Raw genomic sequence first — 17,504 nt, 5'->3', positions numbered from 1 at the left:
ATATTATTTCCATCTTAAGGGAATTAATCAGAGCTTTTGCCTGTCATGTCTTCACTGGAAATCAAATCAAGCAGCGTTTCAGAATTTGCACATTATCCGCAATCAGTACCGCGTACAGGGGAGATTGATCTCCTCGGTCTCATAGAGACGTTATGGAGCGCGAAGCGGCATATCGTGGCGTGCGTCCTGGGGTTCGCCTTCGTCGGGCTTCTGGTCTCTTTCCTGCTGCCGCAAAAGTGGACAAGTAATGCGGTGATTACCCCAGCGGAATCCACGCAATGGAATACCCTGCGCCAGCAACTGGTTAATTTGCGGGTGCTTGATGTAAACGCCAGCCTTGACCGGGGCGAGGCGTTCAGCCTGTTTATCAAAAAATTCCGTTCCCAGTTACTGCTGGAAGAGTACATCAAGTCCACACCGATGATTATGGAGCAATTTGAGAACACACAGGTTGATCCAATGGAACTGCACCGGGCGATTGTGGCGGTTTCAGAGAAGATGAAAGCGGTTGATGACAGCAGCAATAAAAAGAATGATCCGCAGCCTTACAGTTCCTGGACACTGAGCTTTACCGCTCCTGACCCGCAGGAAGCGCAAAGTATCCTCGATGGTTATATCCAGTTTGTCGCAAAACAGGTCGTCGCGCAGATGATGGATGACGTACGCAACGCGCTGGCGCTGAAAACCAAAACCGAGAAACAAGCGCTCGAGCTTGAGCGGGCAAAACTCAACAATCTTCATGAAGCGAAAATTCAGCGTCTGAACTACTCGCTGGAAGTGGCAAAAGCCGCGGGCATTTCGAAGCCGGTGTACAGCAATGGCCAGGCGGTAAAAGATGACCCTGATTTTTCCGTGTCGCTCGGTGCGGATGGTATTGCCCGCAAGCTGGAAATCGAAAAATCGATTGCTGACGTGTCTGAGCTGAACGGCAATCTGCGTAACCGGGAATATGTGCTGGGGCAGCTGGAAAAACTGAACGTTGAGGATGTGACCTTCCCGGTCTTCAAGTACCAGCTCTCCGCGTCAATGCCAGTGAAAAAAGACGGCCCGGGCAAATCGCTCGTTGTATTACTCGCAGCACTGCTCGGCGGGATGGTAGCCTGTGGCGGTATTCTGCTGCGTCAGGCGATAAAAACGCGCGAACCATCGCTGAAGGTGGTTTGATTTTTGTTATGCGTACATGCTGAGTGCATGAGGGTACATGAGGGTACATGAGGGTACATGAGGGTACATGAGGGTACATGAAGGTATGGAGAAGGGTTCCGTTCACCTCAATTGCTCTGCTTCTCTGGGACCACGATACCCGTGAACGTGTTAAGGGTGCTCGTCGCCGCACCCTTAACACGTTCACGAGCGGTATGGTTTCAGAGGAGCAATGCACTGGGAGTGAACGGAACCCCTCACCGAACTGGCATATTCTCAAAACTCCATAATCCCGCCCCAACATTTTATTCGCTGGAAAATCCCCCCTCATTTTGTTTCACTGAACGAAATGACACTCTGAGGTTTGCGGATGAAAACAATTGGGCTACTGGGCGGCATGAGCTGGGAATCGACCATTCCTTATTACCGGCTGATCAACGAAGGCATCAAACAGCAGCTCGGCGGACTGCATTCGGCGAAAATTGTGTTACACAGCGTTGATTTTCATGAGATTGAAGCCTGCCAGTCAGGTAATCAATGGGATAAAGCCGGCGAGATGCTGGCTGATGCCGCTCAGGGGCTGGTAAAGGCGGGGGCAGAAGGCATTGTGCTCTGTACCAATACCATGCACAAAGTCGCCGATGCCATTGAGTCCCGCTGTGCCGTGCCATTTTTGCATATCGCTGACGCCACGGGGCGGGCTATCGAAAAGCAGGGGATGAAGCGCGTGGCGCTGCTTGGCACTCGCTACACCATGGAACAGGATTTTTACCGCGGGCGTCTGGAGTCTGAATTCGGCGTGGAAACGCTGATCCCTGACGCCAGTGAGCGTGCGCAAATCAACCATATTATTTTTGACGAGCTTTGCCTCGGCAGTTTCACGCAGCCATCACGTGACATGTACCTCAAGGTCATTGAGCGACTGGCGCTGCAGGGGGCGGAAGGGGTGATCTTCGGCTGCACCGAAATTGGCTTGCTGGTGCCAGTGGAACAGAGTCCGGTCCCGGTCTTTGATACGGCGGCAATCCATGCCGCAGATGCCGTTGAGTTTATGCTGTCGTAGTACGGTTCAGCACGGCTTCCAGCGGCTGAGTAATCAACGACAGGTGAGCCTGTAAGTGCTGTGAAAAGGCTTCGACCAGCGCCGACGCCGGGCGATGAATGGGGCGAATCAGGCTTACCGTAAATGGCACCGCCACGCTGAAGCGACGTACGACCACGCCGCTGGCGGCATAGTCGAGAGCGGTCATCGGGTTGACCACTGAAATCCCGGCGCCAGCCCGCACCAGCGAGCACACCGATGCCGCGCTGTGCGTTTCCACTACCATTCTTCGTTTCACCTGATGTTCCGTAAACAGCGAGTCCAGCAACTGACGATAGCTGTCGGTACGCGACAGGCTGATGTAGTTTTCGCCATGGAAATCCGCAGGTGTCAACGCTGTTTTCGCTGCCAGCGGGTGATCGTGCGGCAATACACAAACTTCATTAAGTGTCAGTAGCGCTGTGCGTTCCGTTCCGGCGGGGGTCTGTAAGGTTTCCGTTAAGCCCAGATCATGGCGCTGGGCGGAAAGCCACTCCTCCAGCAGCGGAGATTCCTGCGGTACAATCTGCAGACTCACCTCGGGATAACGTGCCAGAAAAGGCTGGAGCAGCGCGGGTAAAAAAGACTGCGAAAAGACCGGCAGGCAGACCACGGAGAGCTCGCCCTGGCGAAATTCTCGCAGCCCTTCTGCGGCGCTGATGATCCTGTCGAGCCCGTACCACGACCGTTGCACTTCCTCGAACAACCGTAGCCCCTGTACCGTCGGGTGCAGACGGCCTCGTGAACGCTCAAACAGGGTTAATCCCAGCACCTTTTCAAAGCGCGCCAGCTCACGGCTGACAGTGGGCTGTGAGGTATTCAGCAGACGCGCCGCCTCGGTCAGGTTGCCTGCGGTCATCACCGCGTGAAAAATTTCAATATGACGCAGGTTGACCGCTGCCATGGGAATGCCTCCGGGAATATCATCCATATCATTTTTGCATAGACTGGCGATAAAACGATATTTTTTATTGCCTTCGTTTTATGGCGTAATCGGAAGAATTGATGATTGATTGATATCCGGAGTCCGCCATGCCACGCCCGCTGCACAACACTGATACCAGCCTTAATGCCGAAAACCTGCTGCGCCTGCCTGCGGAATTTGGCTGCCCGGTCTGGGTGTATGACGCGCAGATTATCCGTCAGCAAATCGCCCAGCTCAGCCAGTTTGATGTGGTACGTTTTGCGCAGAAAGCCTGCTCTAACGTGCACATTCTGCAATTGATGCGTGAAGAGGGCGTGAAGGTGGATTCCGTATCGCTGGGCGAAATTGAACGTGCGCTGGTGGCGGGATTTGATCCGAAAACCCGTCCGGATGACATCGTCTTTACTGCTGACGTGCTGGACAACGAAACCCAGGCACGGGTGGCGGAACTGGGGATCCCGGTCAACGCCGGTTCGGTGGATATGCTCGAACAACTGGGTGCCGCGTCACCAGGGCATCGTGTCTGGTTACGCATCAACCCAGGCTTCGGGCACGGTCACAGCCAGAAAACCAATACCGGCGGTGAGAACAGCAAACACGGGATCTGGCATAGCGATCTGCCGCTGGCGCTGGCGGCCATCCAGCGCTATCAGCTAAAGCTGGTGGGCATTCACATGCATATCGGTTCCGGCGTGGATTATGCGCATCTTGAGCAGGTGTGCGGCGCGATGGTGGAACAAGTGCTTGCCTTTGGGCAGGATCTGGAGGCCATCTCCGCCGGTGGCGGGCTTTCCATCCCTTATCGTGAAGGGGACGAAACCATCGACACGCAGCACTACTACGGTCTGTGGAATGCCGCGCGGGAGAAAATCGCGAAGCATCTCGGTCATCCGGTGAAGCTGGAGATTGAACCGGGGCGTTTCCTGGTGGCGGAGGCCGGTGTGCTGGTGGCGCAGGTTCGCAGTGTAAAAGCGATGGGGCGTCGTCACTTTGTGCTGATCGACGCGGGCTTTAACGATCTGATGCGCCCGGCGATGTACGGCAGCTATCACCACATTTCGGCGTTACCGGCGGACGGTCGTGATCTGAGCCATGCGCCGCTGATCGACACGGTGGTGGCCGGCCCGCTGTGCGAGTCAGGCGACGTTTTCACGCAACAGGAAGGCGGCAAAGTAGAAACCCGACCGTTGCCTGCGGTCGTACCGGGGGATTATCTGGTTCTGCACGACACCGGGGCGTATGGCGCGTCGATGTCATCCAATTACAACAGCCGTCCGCTGCTGCCTGAAGTGCTGTTTGATGGTGGTAAAGCGCGGCTGATTCGCCGTCGTCAGACCATTCAGGAGTTGATCGCGCTGGAGCTGCTGTAAGGCCCGACGGTTACCGAATCCCGCAGTACCAGCGTACCGGTGAACGGCGGGATCGTTTCGATCTGCTGGTGGTTCGCGAGCTTAATCGCCTGTTCAATGGCCGTCACAATCATGTTGTCGATGGGTAAATAGACCGTCGACAACCCTGGCTCCAGCCATTTTGCGCTCGGCGCATCGTCGAAACCGAACAGGGAAATATCCTGCGGAATGTGCAGCCCGGCCTGATGCAGCGCTTTTGACGCTCCCAGCGCCATGTCGTCGTTACAGGCGAAGAGGGCGCTGAAACGGGTTTTATCCGTAAGCAGTTCGCGGCACAGTTCATAACCGCGCGTCATGCTGGAATCGCCGTATTTTACTTTTGCCGCATCCCACGGAATGCCATGTTTTTTCAGCGCGTTACGGTAACCCTCCAGACGCGCTTTCCCGGTCGGGGTGTGAATGGGCACGGTGATGCAGGCGATGTCGCGATGCCCCTGCGAGATGAGGTATTCCACCACCTGGAATGCGGCATCCTGCTGTTCAAAGAACACGCAGCGATCCCGGGCCTGCGCCACATCACGGTTGATCACTACCAATGGCATCGGGATCGAGTCGACCAGCGCCATGATCGCTTTTTCGCTCATGTAGCGGGTGTAGAGAATAATGGCGTCGCACTGCCGGTCAGCGAGCATCTGTACTGCCTGCTCTTCGCGCTCCGGGGTGTCGTGGCCATCGGTGACAATAAGCTGTTTGCCGTGGGATTCCGTCTGTCGCGACGCCTGTTGCAACAGGCGACCAAAATAGAAGCCGTCGAAAGTGGAGACCACCAGGCCAATGCTGTTGCTGGTACGGTTAGCCAGAGATCGCGCCAGAAAGTTGGGTCGATAGCCCAGCTCCTCCATCGCTTTAAATACCTGCTGACGGGTACTCTCTTTCACCTGACCTGTGCCGTTCAGTACGCGGGATACGGTCGCTTTCGACACGCCAGCGCGCAGTGAGACATCCAGCATTGTTGCCATTGTAGATCCCTGATTCCACGAAATGATGGGTAGTTTATCACAGGCTATCCGGCGCATAAGCCTTTCCTCAAGTGTTAAAAAACGACTAAGATCACGCTTTTTGCTGTGAAATCACGGCGATGAGTCAGCAAACGCCGCGATGATGGTTTCGGAAAATTTGCTAAAATAGCGCTCTCAACCTCGCGTTTCCCCAGGAGATGACGTGAAAATCCAGCCGCTGTATGACGCGCCCCACTTTGCTGAGCAGGTGACTGACTGGCTCTGGCAGGCCTTTGGCGATCCACTGCCGAGGGAATTTTTCGCCAGCATTATTCGCCACAGTCAGACGCCGGACGCGCTGCCACTGACGTTCATCGCCACCGATGGCGATACGCTGCTCGGCACCGTGGGGCTATGGCGCTGCGATTTAATCAGTCGTCAGGATTTATGGCCGTGGATGGCGGCGTTGTACGTCGCTGAAACAGCGCGCGGAGCGGGTCTGGCGGGGAAACTTCAGCGCTACGTTATCGACTATGCCCGCGAGAAAGGCTACGTACAACTTCATCTTTACTCGGCCTGTCGGGATTTCTACGAGCGCTTCGGCTGGCAATACCTCGGCGATGGCCTGGATTACCCGGCCACCGCAGTGCATCTCTATCGTTACGATCTCTCACCGTCGGCAGGGGACAGTACCGAGTGACGGCGCACCAGCGTCGGATTAAACAGGTGCGTCACTTCCGGTAACGGGCGTTTTTCTGCAAGCGCCAGCGCCAGTTCAGCGGCCTGTGTCGCCATGGTGACGATTGGGTAGCGCACGGTGGTCAGACGCGGGCGCACATAGCGTGACACCAGCACATCATCAAACCCAATCAGCGAAATGTCACCGGGTACCTCGATACCGTTATCGTTCAGTACCCCCATCGCCCCCGCGGCCATTGAATCGTTGTAACAGGCGATGGCAGTAAAGTTTCTGCCACGGCCTAATAACTCCATCATTGCCTGCTCGCCGCCGCTTTCGTCCGGTTCGCCGAAGGTCACCAGCCGATCCTGACACGGCAGTCCGCTCTCTTTGAGGGCGTCGTAGTAACCCTGCAGGCGATCTTCTGCATCCGAAATGGGGTGGTTGGAACAAATATAACCGATGCGGGTGTGCCCCTGCTGAATCAGATGGCGGGTTGCCAGATGCGCGCCGTAACGGTCGTCAAGCGCCACACAACGCTTTTCAAAGCCAGGCAGGATGCGGTTGATAAGCACCATGCCGGGGATCTGTTTCATCAGCCCGGCCAGTTCGTCATCAGGGATCATTTTGGCGTGTACAACCAGTGCAGCGCAGCGATGGCGAATCAGCTGTTCAATGGCCTGACGCTCCTTCTGCTCATTATGGTAGCCGTTGCCGATCAGCAAAAAGTTACCCGTATTGTAAGCCACCTGTTCGACGGCTTTGACCATTGCGCCAAAAAACGGATCGGAGACATCGCCAACGACCAGCCCCACCGTTTCAGTCGACTGCTGGGCCAGCGCCCGGGCATTGGCGTTCGGGTGATAGCTGAGCTCTTCCATTGCCGACAGCACGGCCTGACGTGAGCTGTCGCTGGCTTTAGGAGAGTGGTTGATGACGCGGGAAACGGTGGCGACAGAAACACCTGCGAGCCTGGCTACATCCTTTATTGTCGCCATAGTATGCCTTCTTAATGGGAAAACGTTTACACCATCACAGTGTTACGGAAAAAAGGGCGGTGTTCAAGGGAAAGGGGAGGAACCCTTGTACAAATGTGACGCCGTCGCGGTCTCATCGGTGTAATCGTTACACAGTGCATCGGCGGCAATTGAAACCGGGAAAAGTGAATTCAAACCTTTAGTTACACTTTGCGAAGGGCTGTTGCGAATGTTCTCTGGAGGTCTCATCGAGCGGATTGATATTCTGATCGTCCCAGAGGTATTGATTGGTGAGATTCTTCAGTACAGGTTTTGTACTTTATTCTTGCACCGACCTGCGCAGATGCGCAGGTTTTTTTTGTCCAAAATTCCGTTCGCCCCGCTGCATTTCCCCGACCTTCTCGTGTAACCTTCACTGAAATCATCGTCAGGCAAATGGAGTTGATATGCTTTTTGGATTTTTTCGGTTGTTATGCCGCGTGCTGTTCCGCGTCAGGATGACAGGTAACACCGACGCGCTTTACCAGTATAAAGTGTTAATCACGCCTAACCATGTCTCATTTATCGATGGCATTTTACTGGCGTTGTTTCTCCCGATCCGCCCGGTGTTTGCCGTCTATACCTCGATCAGCGAAAAGTGGTTTATGCGCTGGCTGAAGCCGATTATCGACTTTGTTCCCCTCGACCCGACGAAACCGATGACCATCAAACATCTGGTGCGTCTGATTGAGCAGGGCCGCCCGGTGGTGATTTTCCCGGAAGGCCGCATTTCCGTCACCGGCTCGTTGATGAAAATTTACGATGGCGCGGCGTTTGTGGCAGCGAAATCAAATGCGATCATCGTACCGGTGCGCATTGAAGGTGCTGAGTTAACCTATTTCAGCCGTCTGAAAGGGCTGGTGAAACAGCGCCTGTTCCCGCGTATTCACCTGCATATTCTGCCACCGACCCGCATCCCGATGCCGGAGGCGCCACGTGCCCGCGACCGTCGCAAAATTGCCGGTGAGATGCTGCATCAGATCATGATGGAAGCCCGAATGGCGGTGCGTCCGCGCGAAACGCTGTATGAAGCGCTGTTGTCAGCGCAGTCCCGTTTCGGTGCCCGCAAAAATTGCGTGGAAGATATTAATTTTCAGCCTGATACCTATCGTAAGCTGTTGACCAAAACGTTGTTCGTTGGCCGTATCCTCGATAAATACAGTGCGCCGGGGGAACGAATCGGCCTGATGTTGCCAAACGCAGGTATCAGCGCGGCGGTGATTTTCGGTGCTGTGGCGCGCGGGCGTATCCCGTCGATGATGAACTACACCGCCGGAGTGAAAGGGCTGACCAGCGCGATTACCGCCGCCGAAATCAAAACTATATTTACCTCACGGATGTTCCTTGATAAGGGCAAACTGTGGCCTCTGACCGAGCAACTGACGCAGGTGCGCTGGGTGTTCCTTGAGGATCTGAAAGGGGATGTCACCACGGCGGACAAACTGTGGATCTTCTCGCGGCTGCTGATGCCTCGGCTGGCGCAGGTGAAACAGCAGCCGGAAGATGCGGCGATCATCCTGTTTACCTCCGGATCGGAAGGGCACCCTAAAGGCGTAGTGCACAGCCACAAAAGCATTCTGGCGAACGTTGAGCAGATCAAAGCCATCGCCGACTTCACAGCGAAAGACCGCTTTATGTCCGCACTGCCGCTGTTCCACTCTTTCGGCTTAACCGTCGGGCTGTTTACCCCGCTGCTGACTGGCGCCGAAGTGTTCCTTTACCCCAGCCCGCTGCACTATCGTGTGGTGCCGGAACTGGTCTACGACCGCAACTGTACCGTGATGTTTGGTACCTCAACGTTCCTCGGCAACTATGCGCGTTTCGCCAATCCGTATGATTTCTTTCGCATTCGTTACGTGGTGGCTGGTGCCGAGAAGCTGCAGGAGAGTACACGTCAATTGTGGCAGGACAAGTTCGGTCTGCGGGTACTTGAAGGTTATGGCGTGACCGAGTGCGCGCCGGTGGTTTCCATCAACGTGCCGATGGCGGCAAAACCGCATACCGTGGGCCGTATTCTGCCCGGAATGGATGCGCGTCTGCTGGCGGTGCCGGGCATTGATGAGGGCGGTCGTTTGCAACTCAAAGGGCCAAATATCATGAACGGTTATCTGCGGGTGGAAAATCCGGGCGTGCTGGAAACGCCGTCAGCGGAAAATCAGCATGGCGAAATGGAAAATGGCTGGTATGACACCGGCGATATCGTCACTTTTGATGAACAAGGGTTCGTGCAGATTCAGGGGCGGGCCAAACGTTTTGCCAAAATTGCCGGGGAGATGGTTTCCCTGGAAGTGGTTGAGCAGATGGCGATGGCGGTCTCACCTGACAGGATGCATGCCACGGTGATTAAAACGGATGCCAGCAAAGGCGAAGCGCTGGTGCTGTTTACCACCGATAATGAACTGAGCCGTGACAAACTTCTGCACTATGCCCGCGCAAACGGCGTGCCGGAACTGGCGGTGCCGCGCGATATTCGTTACATGAAACAACTACCGGTGCTGGGTAGCGGCAAGCCGGATTTTGTCACCCTGAAAACCCAGGTTGAAGAGGCGGAACAACACGATGAGTGAGTCAGTGCACACTAACACCTCGCTGTGGTCGAAAGGGATGATGGCCGTCATTTGCGCACAGTTTCTTTCGGCATTTGGTGACAATGCACTGCTGTTCGCCACGCTGGCGCTGATGAAGGAGCAGTTCTACCCGGACTGGAGCCAGCCAGTGCTGCAAATGGTGTTTGTGGGCGCTTACATTCTGTTTGCGCCCTTTGTCGGTCAGGTGGCGGACAGCTTCGCCAAAGGTCGGGTGATGATGTTTGCCAACGGTCTGAAACTGGTCGGCGCGGCCAGCATCTGCTTCGGCGTGAATCCATTTATTGGCTATACGCTGGTGGGTGTCGGGGCAGCGGCGTACTCTCCGGCCAAATATGGCATCCTCGGTGAACTGACCACCGGCGATAAACTGGTGAAAGCGAACGGGCTGATGGAGTCCTCGACCATTGCCGCGATCCTGCTCGGTTCGGTGACCGGGGGTCTTCTGGCGGACTGGCACGTGCTGGTGGCGTTGGGTGCCTGCGCGCTGGTTTACGCGGGCGCGGTGGTGGCAAACCTGTTTATCACCCGGCTGCCTGCGGCGCGTCCGGGGCAGTCGTGGCGCTTTAACGCGATGACCGCGAGCTTCTTTTCCGCCACGGCTACGCTGTGGCGCAATCGCGAAACCCGTTTTTCCCTCGTCGGCACCAGTATGTTCTGGGGCGCAGGCGTCACGTTACGCTTTTTACTGGTGCTGTGGGTGCCGGTGGCGCTGGGTATCGTTGATAACGCCACGCCAACATATCTCAACGCGATGGTGGCGATGGGGATTGTCGTCGGTGCCGGTGCGGCAGCAAAACTGGTGACGCTGGAGACTGTCTCCCGCTGCATGCCTGCCGGGATCCTGATTGGCGTCGTGGTGGCGGTCTTTTCACTTCAGCATGCGTTGTTGCCTGCGTATGCGTTATTGCTGCTGATCGGCGTGTTTGGTGGTTTCTTCGTGGTGCCGTTGAATGCGCTGTTGCAGGAGCGCGGTAAGCAGACTGTCGGAGCGGGCAATGCAATCGCCGTACAGAATCTCGGCGAAAACGGCGCAATGCTGATTATGCTTGGCCTGTACTCGCTGGCGGTAAAAGTGGGGATCCCGGTCGTTGGGGTTGGCATCGGGTTTGGCGTGCTGTTTGCGCTGGCGATTGCCGCGCTATGGATTTGGGGACGCCGTCGCTAATCACAGATGACCCGGCCCCCAGGCCGGGTCATCTTCGTTACGGTGCCGGATAGGTATACACTTTGTGCACCGCTTCAATTTCTGCCAGTACGTCTTCGCTTAACTCAACGTGCAGACTTTCGACGTTGGTTTTTAACTGTTCCAGTGTCGTGGCGCCGAGCAGCGTGCTGGCGACAAACGGCTGACAGCGAACAAACGCCAGTGCCATTTGTGCCGGATCGAGCTGATGCCGCTTTGCGATATCGACATACGCTGCCACCGCTTTTTGCGCCTGCTCGCCGCTGTACCGGGTAAAACGGCTGAACAGCGTATTGCGCGCGCCAGCGGGTTTCGCGCCGTTCAGGTATTTGCCGGTCAGTGTGCCAAAGGCAAGGCTTGAGTACGCCAGCAGTTCAACGCCTTCGTACTGCGTCACTTCCGCCAGACCCACTTCAAAGCTACGGTTCAGCAGGCTGTAGGGGTTCTGAATGGTGACGATGCGCGGCAGATTGTGCTTGTCGGCCAGGTGCAGATAACGCATCACGCCAAACGGCGTTTCGTTGGAGACGCCGATGTAGCGGATTTTACCGGCACGCTGAAATTCGCTCAGCGCTTCCAGCGTTTCCAGCAGGGTAATGACCGGCTGCGTTTCGGTCCACTCATAGCCGAGTTTGCCGAAACAGTTGGTCGGGCGCTGTGGCCAATGGAGCTGGTAGAGATCAAGATAATCAGTTTGCAGGCGCTTCAGGCTGTCATGCAGCGCGTCGCGGATATTTTTACGATCCAGTGCCTGGTTGGGACGCACGCCGCTGTCATTGTTGCGCGTCGGTCCTGCGACTTTTGAGGCCAGCACCAGCTTTTCACGGCTGCCGTGTTTCGCCAGCCAGTTGCCGACGAAGGTTTCCGTCAGTCCCTGCGTTTCCGGGCGCGGCGGGACAGGATAAATCTCTGCGACATCAATCAGGTTAATGCCCTGGCTGATGGCATAATCGAGCTGTGCATGGGCGTCGGCTTCGCTGTTTTGTTCACCAAACGTCATAGTGCCCAGCCCCAGCGTGCTGACTTCCAGAGAGCTGTGGGGGATACGGTGATAATGCATAGCCGCTTTCCTGTAACTCGAATTATTTAGGGTATATAAACATGGCAGAGGGGGAGAAAAAGTGGAAGTAAAAAGATCAAAAAAGGCCAGCAGTGCTGACCTCTTTTCTTTTAGCGCTTAATAATTTGGGAGACGTCGTCGCGGTTAATTTGCATTCTGTTGCCTTGCTGATCTTCATAGCTGATCAGACCCGTGTCGTCATCAACTTCAGGTTTTCCGTCCGTGAGGATCATTCGACCATCTTTGGTCGCCATCACGTAATCACTGCTGCAACCTGAAACGGCAAACGCTATCCCTACCGCAGAAATCAAAACCGCCCATTTTTTCATCGTTGACCCCTTTATATGACCGCACTCCTGTTAGTCTAGTAATAACCTGATTAATGGTCAGTAAAAAGCGGTAAAATCTTAAAAATGGATGTAAGCCCCCATTTCGGGGGCATAAATGCTGCTTAAAGTGGGTTTTTCTTGTTTCGCATAAGATTGAGGCTTTCCACGGCAATCGAAAAGAACATCGCGAAATAGATATATCCTTTCGGTACATGCACATCGAAACTTTCCAGAATCAGCGTGAAGCCCACCAGGATCAGGAAGGAGAGCGCCAGCATTTTGACGGAGGGATGACGATCAACAAACTCGCCTATCGGGCGCGCTGCAAACATCATCACCCCTACAGCAATGACAACCGCCGCCATCATAATAAACAGATGGTCAGACAGGCCTATCGCTGTAATGACAGAATCAAGGCTGAAGATAATATCCAGTAACATAATCTGTACGATAGCGCCGAGGAAAGAGTGAACGTTGGTTTTTAGCCCTTCTTCTTCGCCTTCTATCGATTCGTGGATCTCTTTACTGGCTTTCCAGATGAGAAAGAGTCCGCCGAGCAGCAGAATTAAATCACGGGCGGAAATCTCCTGACTGAGCACAGTAAATAGTGGGTTTGTCAGTTTCGCCACCCAGGCGATGGAAGCCAGCAGCGCCAGGCGCATGATCATCGCCGCCATTAACCCCAGGCGACGAGCGTGGTTCCGTTGTGCGGTGGGTAGCTTCGCCACCACCAGAGAGAGAAAAATAATGTTATCGATCCCAAGTACGATTTCCAGTAGCGTCAGCGTACCCAGCGCCAGCCAGGCGTTGGGATCGGTTATCCATGCAAACAACATCTATTAAGTCCTGCCAAAACGAAAAGCTCTATTATACACGTCCTTTTTCAGCCTGCCTCTAACCCAACAGGAAATGGCGGGCGAGGAGGGCAGCAGTGAAATTTTTCTTAAGGTAAAAGCCGCGCGGCAGAGTAAAAATGAGCTCACCATGGGCGCCGATGGCCTCGGTGAGCGCTTTGCTGTTCGCCGCCTTCGGGCGTAACTGCAGCACTTCGCCATGGCGGGCGGTGATGCGTTCCACCTGACCGAGAACAATCAAATCCATTAACTCTTCCCAGTCCATTCGCAACTGTTGTTCTTCTTCTTCGCTAGGACTCCAGAGCAGCGGCGCGCCGACGCGCCGTTCCGCCAGCGGGATCTCCCGCTCGCCTTCGACGGGTACCCACAGCACACGGTTGAGCTTATGCCGGACGTGACTGGTTTCCCAGCTCACACCGCTGTTGCCGGTGAGTGGGGCAACACAAACAAACGTGGTTTCCAGCGGACGGCCACGACTGTCTACGGGGATAGTTTTCAGCTCCACGCCGAGTGCGGCGAAGTCCTGCTCAGGTTTACTGCCTGCACTGGCGCCGAGCCAGCGCTCCAGCAACACCCCGATCCAGCCCTTATCCCGTTTTAAATCCCGCGGCGTCGGCAGCCCTGCTCGGGTCGCCAGCTCACCCAATGTTAAGCCCGCCAGTTGTTGTGCCTGGGCGAGTAACTGGGCTTCTGATTGCGGTGGCATGGCGAGTGGAACGAGCTGAGACATAACAAAAACCTTTTTGGCGAAAAAATAGACGACACTTTTTGCCGCTGTGGACAGAGTTTACCTGTTTTTGGATAAACAGACCAATGCTATGATTTATATCGTTTTTTTTATGTTTTCTGCGATGCGGTCCGGAACGGGAAAAGAAGTTTTCCTAAACTGGTCACTGACAATGAACAGGATCTTACACCCAGTTATCCACAGAAAAATGGGATAACTGGGAAAAACACCCACTACTGTTTTGATTTACAGCCTTGACGTGCGACGAAAATCGAATTTCCGAATAAATTGTGCCTAACTTATTGGCACAATCTGTGGATAAAAACGACGCTGCTCGATCTTTCATCAACCAAAGGATCGTCGGTGTGATGAACGTCACGTTACGCTGTGCAAATTGCCATTTAATACATTTAACATTATGAATATCATAATTTTCTTTTTATCAGCACAGAATAACTTATTCAGACAACTCCGGGTTTTCCCGGGTTAATTCCGTACTTCTTCACAACTCTATCCACAGAAAAAGTGAATAAAACGCGGTTGTTGTGCTGCTCGCTGTTCATAACTCTGTCATTTACTGTGAGTTATTCAATTGTTATCCGGTGCGAAGGCAGTAACAGAGTGGTTTACCGTTTCCAGGTAGTATGAAACAATCATTCACATTGAAGCTTATTTTGAGGTAGTCCGGTGATTGATGACGATGGCTACCGCCCAAACGTAGGGATTGTAATCTGCAATCGCCAGGGTCAGGTTATGTGGGCCAGGCGTTTTGGTCAGCACTCCTGGCAATTCCCGCAAGGTGGAATCAACCCGGGGGAGTCCGCTGAGCAGGCGATGTACCGGGAACTGTTTGAAGAAGTAGGTCTGAGCCGTAAAGATGTGCGCATTCTCGCTTCGACACGCAACTGGTTGCGTTACAAATTACCTAAACGTTTGGTGCGTTGGGACACAAAGCCGGTATGTATCGGCCAGAAACAGAAGTGGTTTCTCTTGCAGTTGATCAGCAGTGACGCGGACGTCAATATGCAAACCAGCAGTACGCCGGAGTTCGATGGCTGGCGCTGGGTGAGTTACTGGTATCCTGTACGTCAGGTGGTTTCGTTTAAACGCGACGTATACCGCCGGGTCATGAAGGAATTCGCAAGCGTTGTAATGTCGCTTTCGGAAAGTACGCCGAAGCCGCAAAATGCGCCTGCTTATCGACGTAAAAGAGGTTAAGCGACGCAGATTATGCTCACCCGGTTGCGAGAGATCGTTGAGAAGGTTGCCAGCGCTCCACGCCTGAACGAGGCGCTGGATATTCTGGTGACGGATATCTGTCATGCAATGGAAACTGAAGTGTGCTCGGTTTATCTGGCCGACCACGACCGGCGCTGTTACTACTTAATGGCGACCCGCGGGTTAAAAAAACCGCGCGGGCGCACCATCACGCTGGCATTTGATGAAGGTATTGTCGGGCTGGTCGGGCGACTGGCTGAGCCCATCAACCTTGCCGATGCCCATAAACACCCCAGCTTTAAATATATCCCCTCGGTCAAAGAGGAGCGTTTCCGCGCGTTCCTCGGCGTGCCGATTATCCAGCGACGACAACTGCTTGGCGTGTTAGTGGTTCAGCAGCGCGAGTTGCGTCAGTACGACGAAAGCGAAGAGTCGTTCCTGGTCACGCTAGCCACCCAGATGGCTGCCATTTTGTCGCAATCACAGTTAACAGCACTGTTTGGTCAGTATCGCCAGACGCGGATCCGTGCTTTACCTGCCGCGCCTGGCGTGGCAATAGCCTCCGGCTGGATGGACGCGACTCTGCCCCTGATGGAGCAGGTTTATCAGGCCTCGACGCTCGACACGGCGCTTGAGCGTGAGAGGCTGACCGGTGCGCTGGAAGAGGCGGCGAATGAATTTCGTCGCTACAGCAAACGCTATGCGGCGGGAGCGCAAAAAGAAACGGCGGCGATTTTTGATCTTTATTCCCACCTGCTGTCTGATGCCCGTCTACGCCGTGAGTTGTTCGCGGAAGTTGATAACGGATCGGTCGCCGAATGGGCCGTTAAAACAATCATCGAAAAATTTGCCGAACAGTTTGCCGCTCTGAGTGATGGCTATCTCAAGGAACGCGCGGGGGATCTGCGCACACTTGGTCAACGGATCCTCTTCCATCTTGATGATTCCATTCAGGGGCCGAATGCCTGGCCCGAGCGTTTTGTTTTGGTGGCGGATGAATTGTCAGCCACCACACTGGCCGAAGTACCACAGGATCGTTTAGCCGGCGTGGTGGTTCGCGATGGCGCGGCCAACTCACACGCCGCCATTATGGTTCGCGCGCTCGGTATTCCCACCGTGATGGGTGCCGATATCCAGCCTTCGGTACTGCATGGCCGTATGCTTATCGTTGATGGCTATCGCGGTGAACTGCTGGTCGACCCTGAACAGGTGTTGCTGCAGGAATATCAACGCCTCATCACCGAAGAGAATGAACTTAGCCGGATTGCGGAAGATGACGTTGAACGCCCGGCGGAGCTGAAAAGCGGCGAACGCATTAAAGTGATGCTCAATGCCGGTCTTAGCCCGGAGCATGAGCAAAAGCTGGGTAGCCGTATTGACGGCATCGGCCTGTACCGCACCGAAATTCCGTTCATGCTGCAAAGCGGTTTCCCTTCCGAAGAGGAACAGGTGGCGCAGTATCAGGGCATGTTGCAGATGTTCAACGACAAGCCCGTCACGCTGCGTACGCTGGATATTGGTGCGGATAAGCAACTGCCTTATATGCCTATCAGCGAGGAAAACCCTTGTCTCGGCTGGCGCGGGATCCGCGTGACGCTCGATCAGCCGGAGATCTTCCTGGTGCAGGTGCGCGCAATGCTGCGCGCCAATGCGGCCACTGGCAATCTCAGTATCCTGCTGCCGATGATAACCAGCATCGAAGAAGTGGACGAAGCGCGGCGTCTGATCGACCGCGCAGGGCGCGAAGTCGAAGAGATGATCGGCTACGCCATTCCTAAACCGCGTGTTGGCGTGATGCTGGAAGTGCCATCGATGGTATTTATGCTGCCCAATCTGGCGAGCCGCGTCGATTTTATCTCCGTCGGCACCAACGATCTGACCCAGTACATACTGGCTGTTGATCGTAACAATACGCGCGTGGCAAGCATCTACGACAGTCTTCACCCGGCGGTGTTACGGGCGCTGGCGATTATTGCCCGCGACGCCGAGCAGTACGGCATCGACTTACGCCTCTGCGGTGAAATGGCGGGAGACCCAATGTGTGTGACGATCCTCCTTGGGATGGGATACCGGCATCTGTCGATGAACGGACGTTCCGTTGCCCGCGTGAAGTATCTGCTGCGGCATATCGAGCTGGAAGAGGCGCAAACCCTCGCACAGCGCGGTCTGGAAGCCTTACAAACGGCAGAGGTACGCCATCAGGTCGCGGCGTTTATGGAGCGTCGCGGTCTCGGTGGTTTGATCCGCGGCGGTCGTTAGTCATGGTGTTGTGCCCTTTCCTTTACGGGAGAGGGCATTACATCGCATGACTATACATATCTTTTACATCTTAGCCGCATCGTCCGGCATCGCCC

The 17,504-nt window shown here is 54.9% G+C and carries 15 protein-coding genes and 1 pseudogene; 8 read left to right on the top strand and 8 right to left on the bottom strand.

From position 1 onward, the window contains the following. The first annotated feature begins 45 nt into the window (after positions 1–45). The gene (gene wzz(fepE), locus GTGU_RS13335; RefSeq protein WP_038157828.1) at positions 46–1,164 is read left to right on the top strand and encodes an LPS O-antigen length regulator Wzz(fepE); all 1,119 of its coding nucleotides are present in this window, start codon (positions 46–48) and stop codon (positions 1,162–1,164) included. A gap of 349 nt (positions 1,165–1,513) precedes the next feature. Next, on the top strand, positions 1,514–2,206 hold the full coding sequence (locus GTGU_RS13330; protein WP_038157826.1) for an aspartate/glutamate racemase: 693 nt from the start codon (positions 1,514–1,516) through the stop codon (positions 2,204–2,206). Here GTGU_RS13330 and GTGU_RS13325 read toward each other — a convergent pair. Beyond that, positions 2,193–3,128 (bottom strand): LysR family transcriptional regulator, encoded by a 936-nt coding sequence (locus tag GTGU_RS13325; RefSeq protein ID WP_038157825.1) that lies wholly within the window; start codon positions 3,126–3,128, stop codon positions 2,193–2,195. The two genes, GTGU_RS13330 and GTGU_RS13325, sit on opposite strands and share 14 nt — an antisense overlap. Positions 3,129–3,256: 128 nt before the next feature. On the opposite strand from GTGU_RS13325, the gene lysA reads away from it, so the two are divergent. Then, the gene (gene lysA, locus GTGU_RS13320; protein ID WP_038157824.1) at positions 3,257–4,519 is read left to right on the top strand and encodes a diaminopimelate decarboxylase; all 1,263 of its coding nucleotides are present in this window, start codon (positions 3,257–3,259) and stop codon (positions 4,517–4,519) included. Here lysA and GTGU_RS13315 read toward each other — a convergent pair. Next, a complete protein-coding gene (locus tag GTGU_RS13315) occupies positions 4,489–5,517 on the bottom strand; it encodes a LacI family DNA-binding transcriptional regulator (protein ID WP_038157823.1) in 1,029 nt (342 codons plus the stop codon). The two genes, lysA and GTGU_RS13315, sit on opposite strands and share 31 nt — an antisense overlap. A gap of 202 nt (positions 5,518–5,719) precedes the next feature. On the opposite strand from GTGU_RS13315, the gene GTGU_RS13310 reads away from it, so the two are divergent. Further along, the gene (locus GTGU_RS13310; RefSeq protein WP_038157822.1) at positions 5,720–6,196 is read left to right on the top strand and encodes a GNAT family N-acetyltransferase; all 477 of its coding nucleotides are present in this window, start codon (positions 5,720–5,722) and stop codon (positions 6,194–6,196) included. Here the strand turns inward: GTGU_RS13310 and galR are convergent. Then, positions 6,157–7,173: an HTH-type transcriptional regulator GalR gene (gene galR, locus GTGU_RS13305; protein ID WP_038157821.1), complete on the bottom strand. Its 1,017-nt coding sequence runs from the start codon at positions 7,171–7,173 to the stop codon at positions 6,157–6,159. The genes GTGU_RS13310 and galR overlap by 40 nt on opposite strands. Positions 7,174–7,598: 425 nt before the next feature. Here galR and aas point away from each other — a divergent pair, with 425 nt between their 5' ends. Next, positions 7,599–9,758 (top strand): bifunctional acyl-ACP--phospholipid O-acyltransferase/long-chain-fatty-acid--ACP ligase, encoded by a 2,160-nt coding sequence (gene aas, locus GTGU_RS13295; RefSeq protein WP_038157819.1) that lies wholly within the window; start codon positions 7,599–7,601, stop codon positions 9,756–9,758. Continuing rightward, positions 9,751–10,944, top strand: a complete 1,194-nt coding sequence (gene lplT / locus GTGU_RS13290) for a lysophospholipid transporter LplT (RefSeq protein WP_038157818.1) — start codon at positions 9,751–9,753, stop codon at positions 10,942–10,944. Before aas ends, lplT begins: the two co-directional genes overlap by 8 nt. 37 nt (positions 10,945–10,981) lie before the next feature. Here the strand turns inward: lplT and GTGU_RS13285 are convergent, their stop codons facing one another. The 5 genes and pseudogenes from GTGU_RS13285 to GTGU_RS26670 form a co-directional block, all read right to left on the bottom strand. Then, positions 10,982–12,022 (bottom strand): NADP(H)-dependent aldo-keto reductase, encoded by a 1,041-nt coding sequence (locus GTGU_RS13285; RefSeq protein ID WP_038157817.1) that lies wholly within the window; start codon positions 12,020–12,022, stop codon positions 10,982–10,984. Positions 12,023–12,132: 110 nt separating this feature from the next. Further along, a complete protein-coding gene (locus tag GTGU_RS13280; protein WP_038157816.1) occupies positions 12,133–12,351 on the bottom strand; it encodes a YgdI/YgdR family lipoprotein in 219 nt (72 codons plus the stop codon). A gap of 122 nt (positions 12,352–12,473) precedes the next feature. Next, positions 12,474–13,187, bottom strand: a complete 714-nt coding sequence (locus GTGU_RS13275) for a TerC family protein (protein ID WP_038157815.1) — start codon at positions 13,185–13,187, stop codon at positions 12,474–12,476. 58 nt (positions 13,188–13,245) lie between these two features. After that, positions 13,246–13,935 carry a DNA mismatch repair endonuclease MutH gene (gene mutH / locus GTGU_RS13270; protein WP_038157814.1) on the bottom strand — a complete coding sequence of 230 codons (690 nt, stop codon included), beginning with the start codon at positions 13,933–13,935 and terminating at the stop codon, positions 13,246–13,248. Positions 13,936–14,079: 144 nt separating this feature from the next. Beyond that, positions 14,080–14,166 (bottom strand): annotated as a pseudogene (locus GTGU_RS26670) (hypothetical protein); the annotation flags it as partial. Positions 14,167–14,619: 453 nt separating this feature from the next. Between GTGU_RS26670 and rppH the strand changes: the two are divergent. Both rppH and ptsP read left to right on the top strand, forming a co-directional pair. Next, a complete protein-coding gene (gene rppH, locus GTGU_RS13265; protein ID WP_038157812.1) occupies positions 14,620–15,150 on the top strand; it encodes an RNA pyrophosphohydrolase in 531 nt (176 codons plus the stop codon). A 12-nt stretch (positions 15,151–15,162) separates the two neighbouring features. Beyond that, the gene (ptsP, locus tag GTGU_RS13260; protein WP_038157810.1) at positions 15,163–17,409 is read left to right on the top strand and encodes a phosphoenolpyruvate--protein phosphotransferase; all 2,247 of its coding nucleotides are present in this window, start codon (positions 15,163–15,165) and stop codon (positions 17,407–17,409) included. Positions 17,410–17,504 lie beyond the last annotated feature (95 nt).

Origin of the sequence: Trabulsiella guamensis ATCC 49490, assembly GCF_000734965.1 — a bacterium.
GTDB classification, from domain to species: domain Bacteria; phylum Pseudomonadota; class Gammaproteobacteria; order Enterobacterales; family Enterobacteriaceae; genus Trabulsiella; species Trabulsiella guamensis.
Note: the sequence above shows the minus strand (reverse complement) of the source record. Positions and strands in the feature narration are given on the sequence as shown.

Coding starts and splice junctions, on each gene's coding strand:
- GTGU_RS13280 (WP_038157816.1), bottom strand. CDS start 12,351: ATGAAAAAATGGGCGGTTTTGATTTCTGCGGTAGGGATAGCGTTTGCC.
- ptsP (WP_038157810.1), top strand. CDS start 15,163: ATGCTCACCCGGTTGCGAGAGATCGTTGAGAAGGTTGCCAGCGCTCCA.
- aas (WP_038157819.1), top strand. CDS start 7,599: ATGCTTTTTGGATTTTTTCGGTTGTTATGCCGCGTGCTGTTCCGCGTC.
- GTGU_RS13285 (WP_038157817.1), bottom strand. CDS start 12,022: ATGCATTATCACCGTATCCCCCACAGCTCTCTGGAAGTCAGCACGCTG.
- GTGU_RS13325 (WP_038157825.1), bottom strand. CDS start 3,128: ATGGCAGCGGTCAACCTGCGTCATATTGAAATTTTTCACGCGGTGATG.
- galR (WP_038157821.1), bottom strand. CDS start 7,173: ATGGCGACAATAAAGGATGTAGCCAGGCTCGCAGGTGTTTCTGTCGCC.
- lysA (WP_038157824.1), top strand. CDS start 3,257: ATGCCACGCCCGCTGCACAACACTGATACCAGCCTTAATGCCGAAAAC.
- GTGU_RS13315 (WP_038157823.1), bottom strand. CDS start 5,517: ATGGCAACAATGCTGGATGTCTCACTGCGCGCTGGCGTGTCGAAAGCG.
- GTGU_RS13275 (WP_038157815.1), bottom strand. CDS start 13,187: ATGTTGTTTGCATGGATAACCGATCCCAACGCCTGGCTGGCGCTGGGT.
- GTGU_RS13330 (WP_038157826.1), top strand. CDS start 1,514: ATGAAAACAATTGGGCTACTGGGCGGCATGAGCTGGGAATCGACCATT.
- mutH (WP_038157814.1), bottom strand. CDS start 13,935: ATGTCTCAGCTCGTTCCACTCGCCATGCCACCGCAATCAGAAGCCCAG.
- lplT (WP_038157818.1), top strand. CDS start 9,751: ATGAGTGAGTCAGTGCACACTAACACCTCGCTGTGGTCGAAAGGGATG.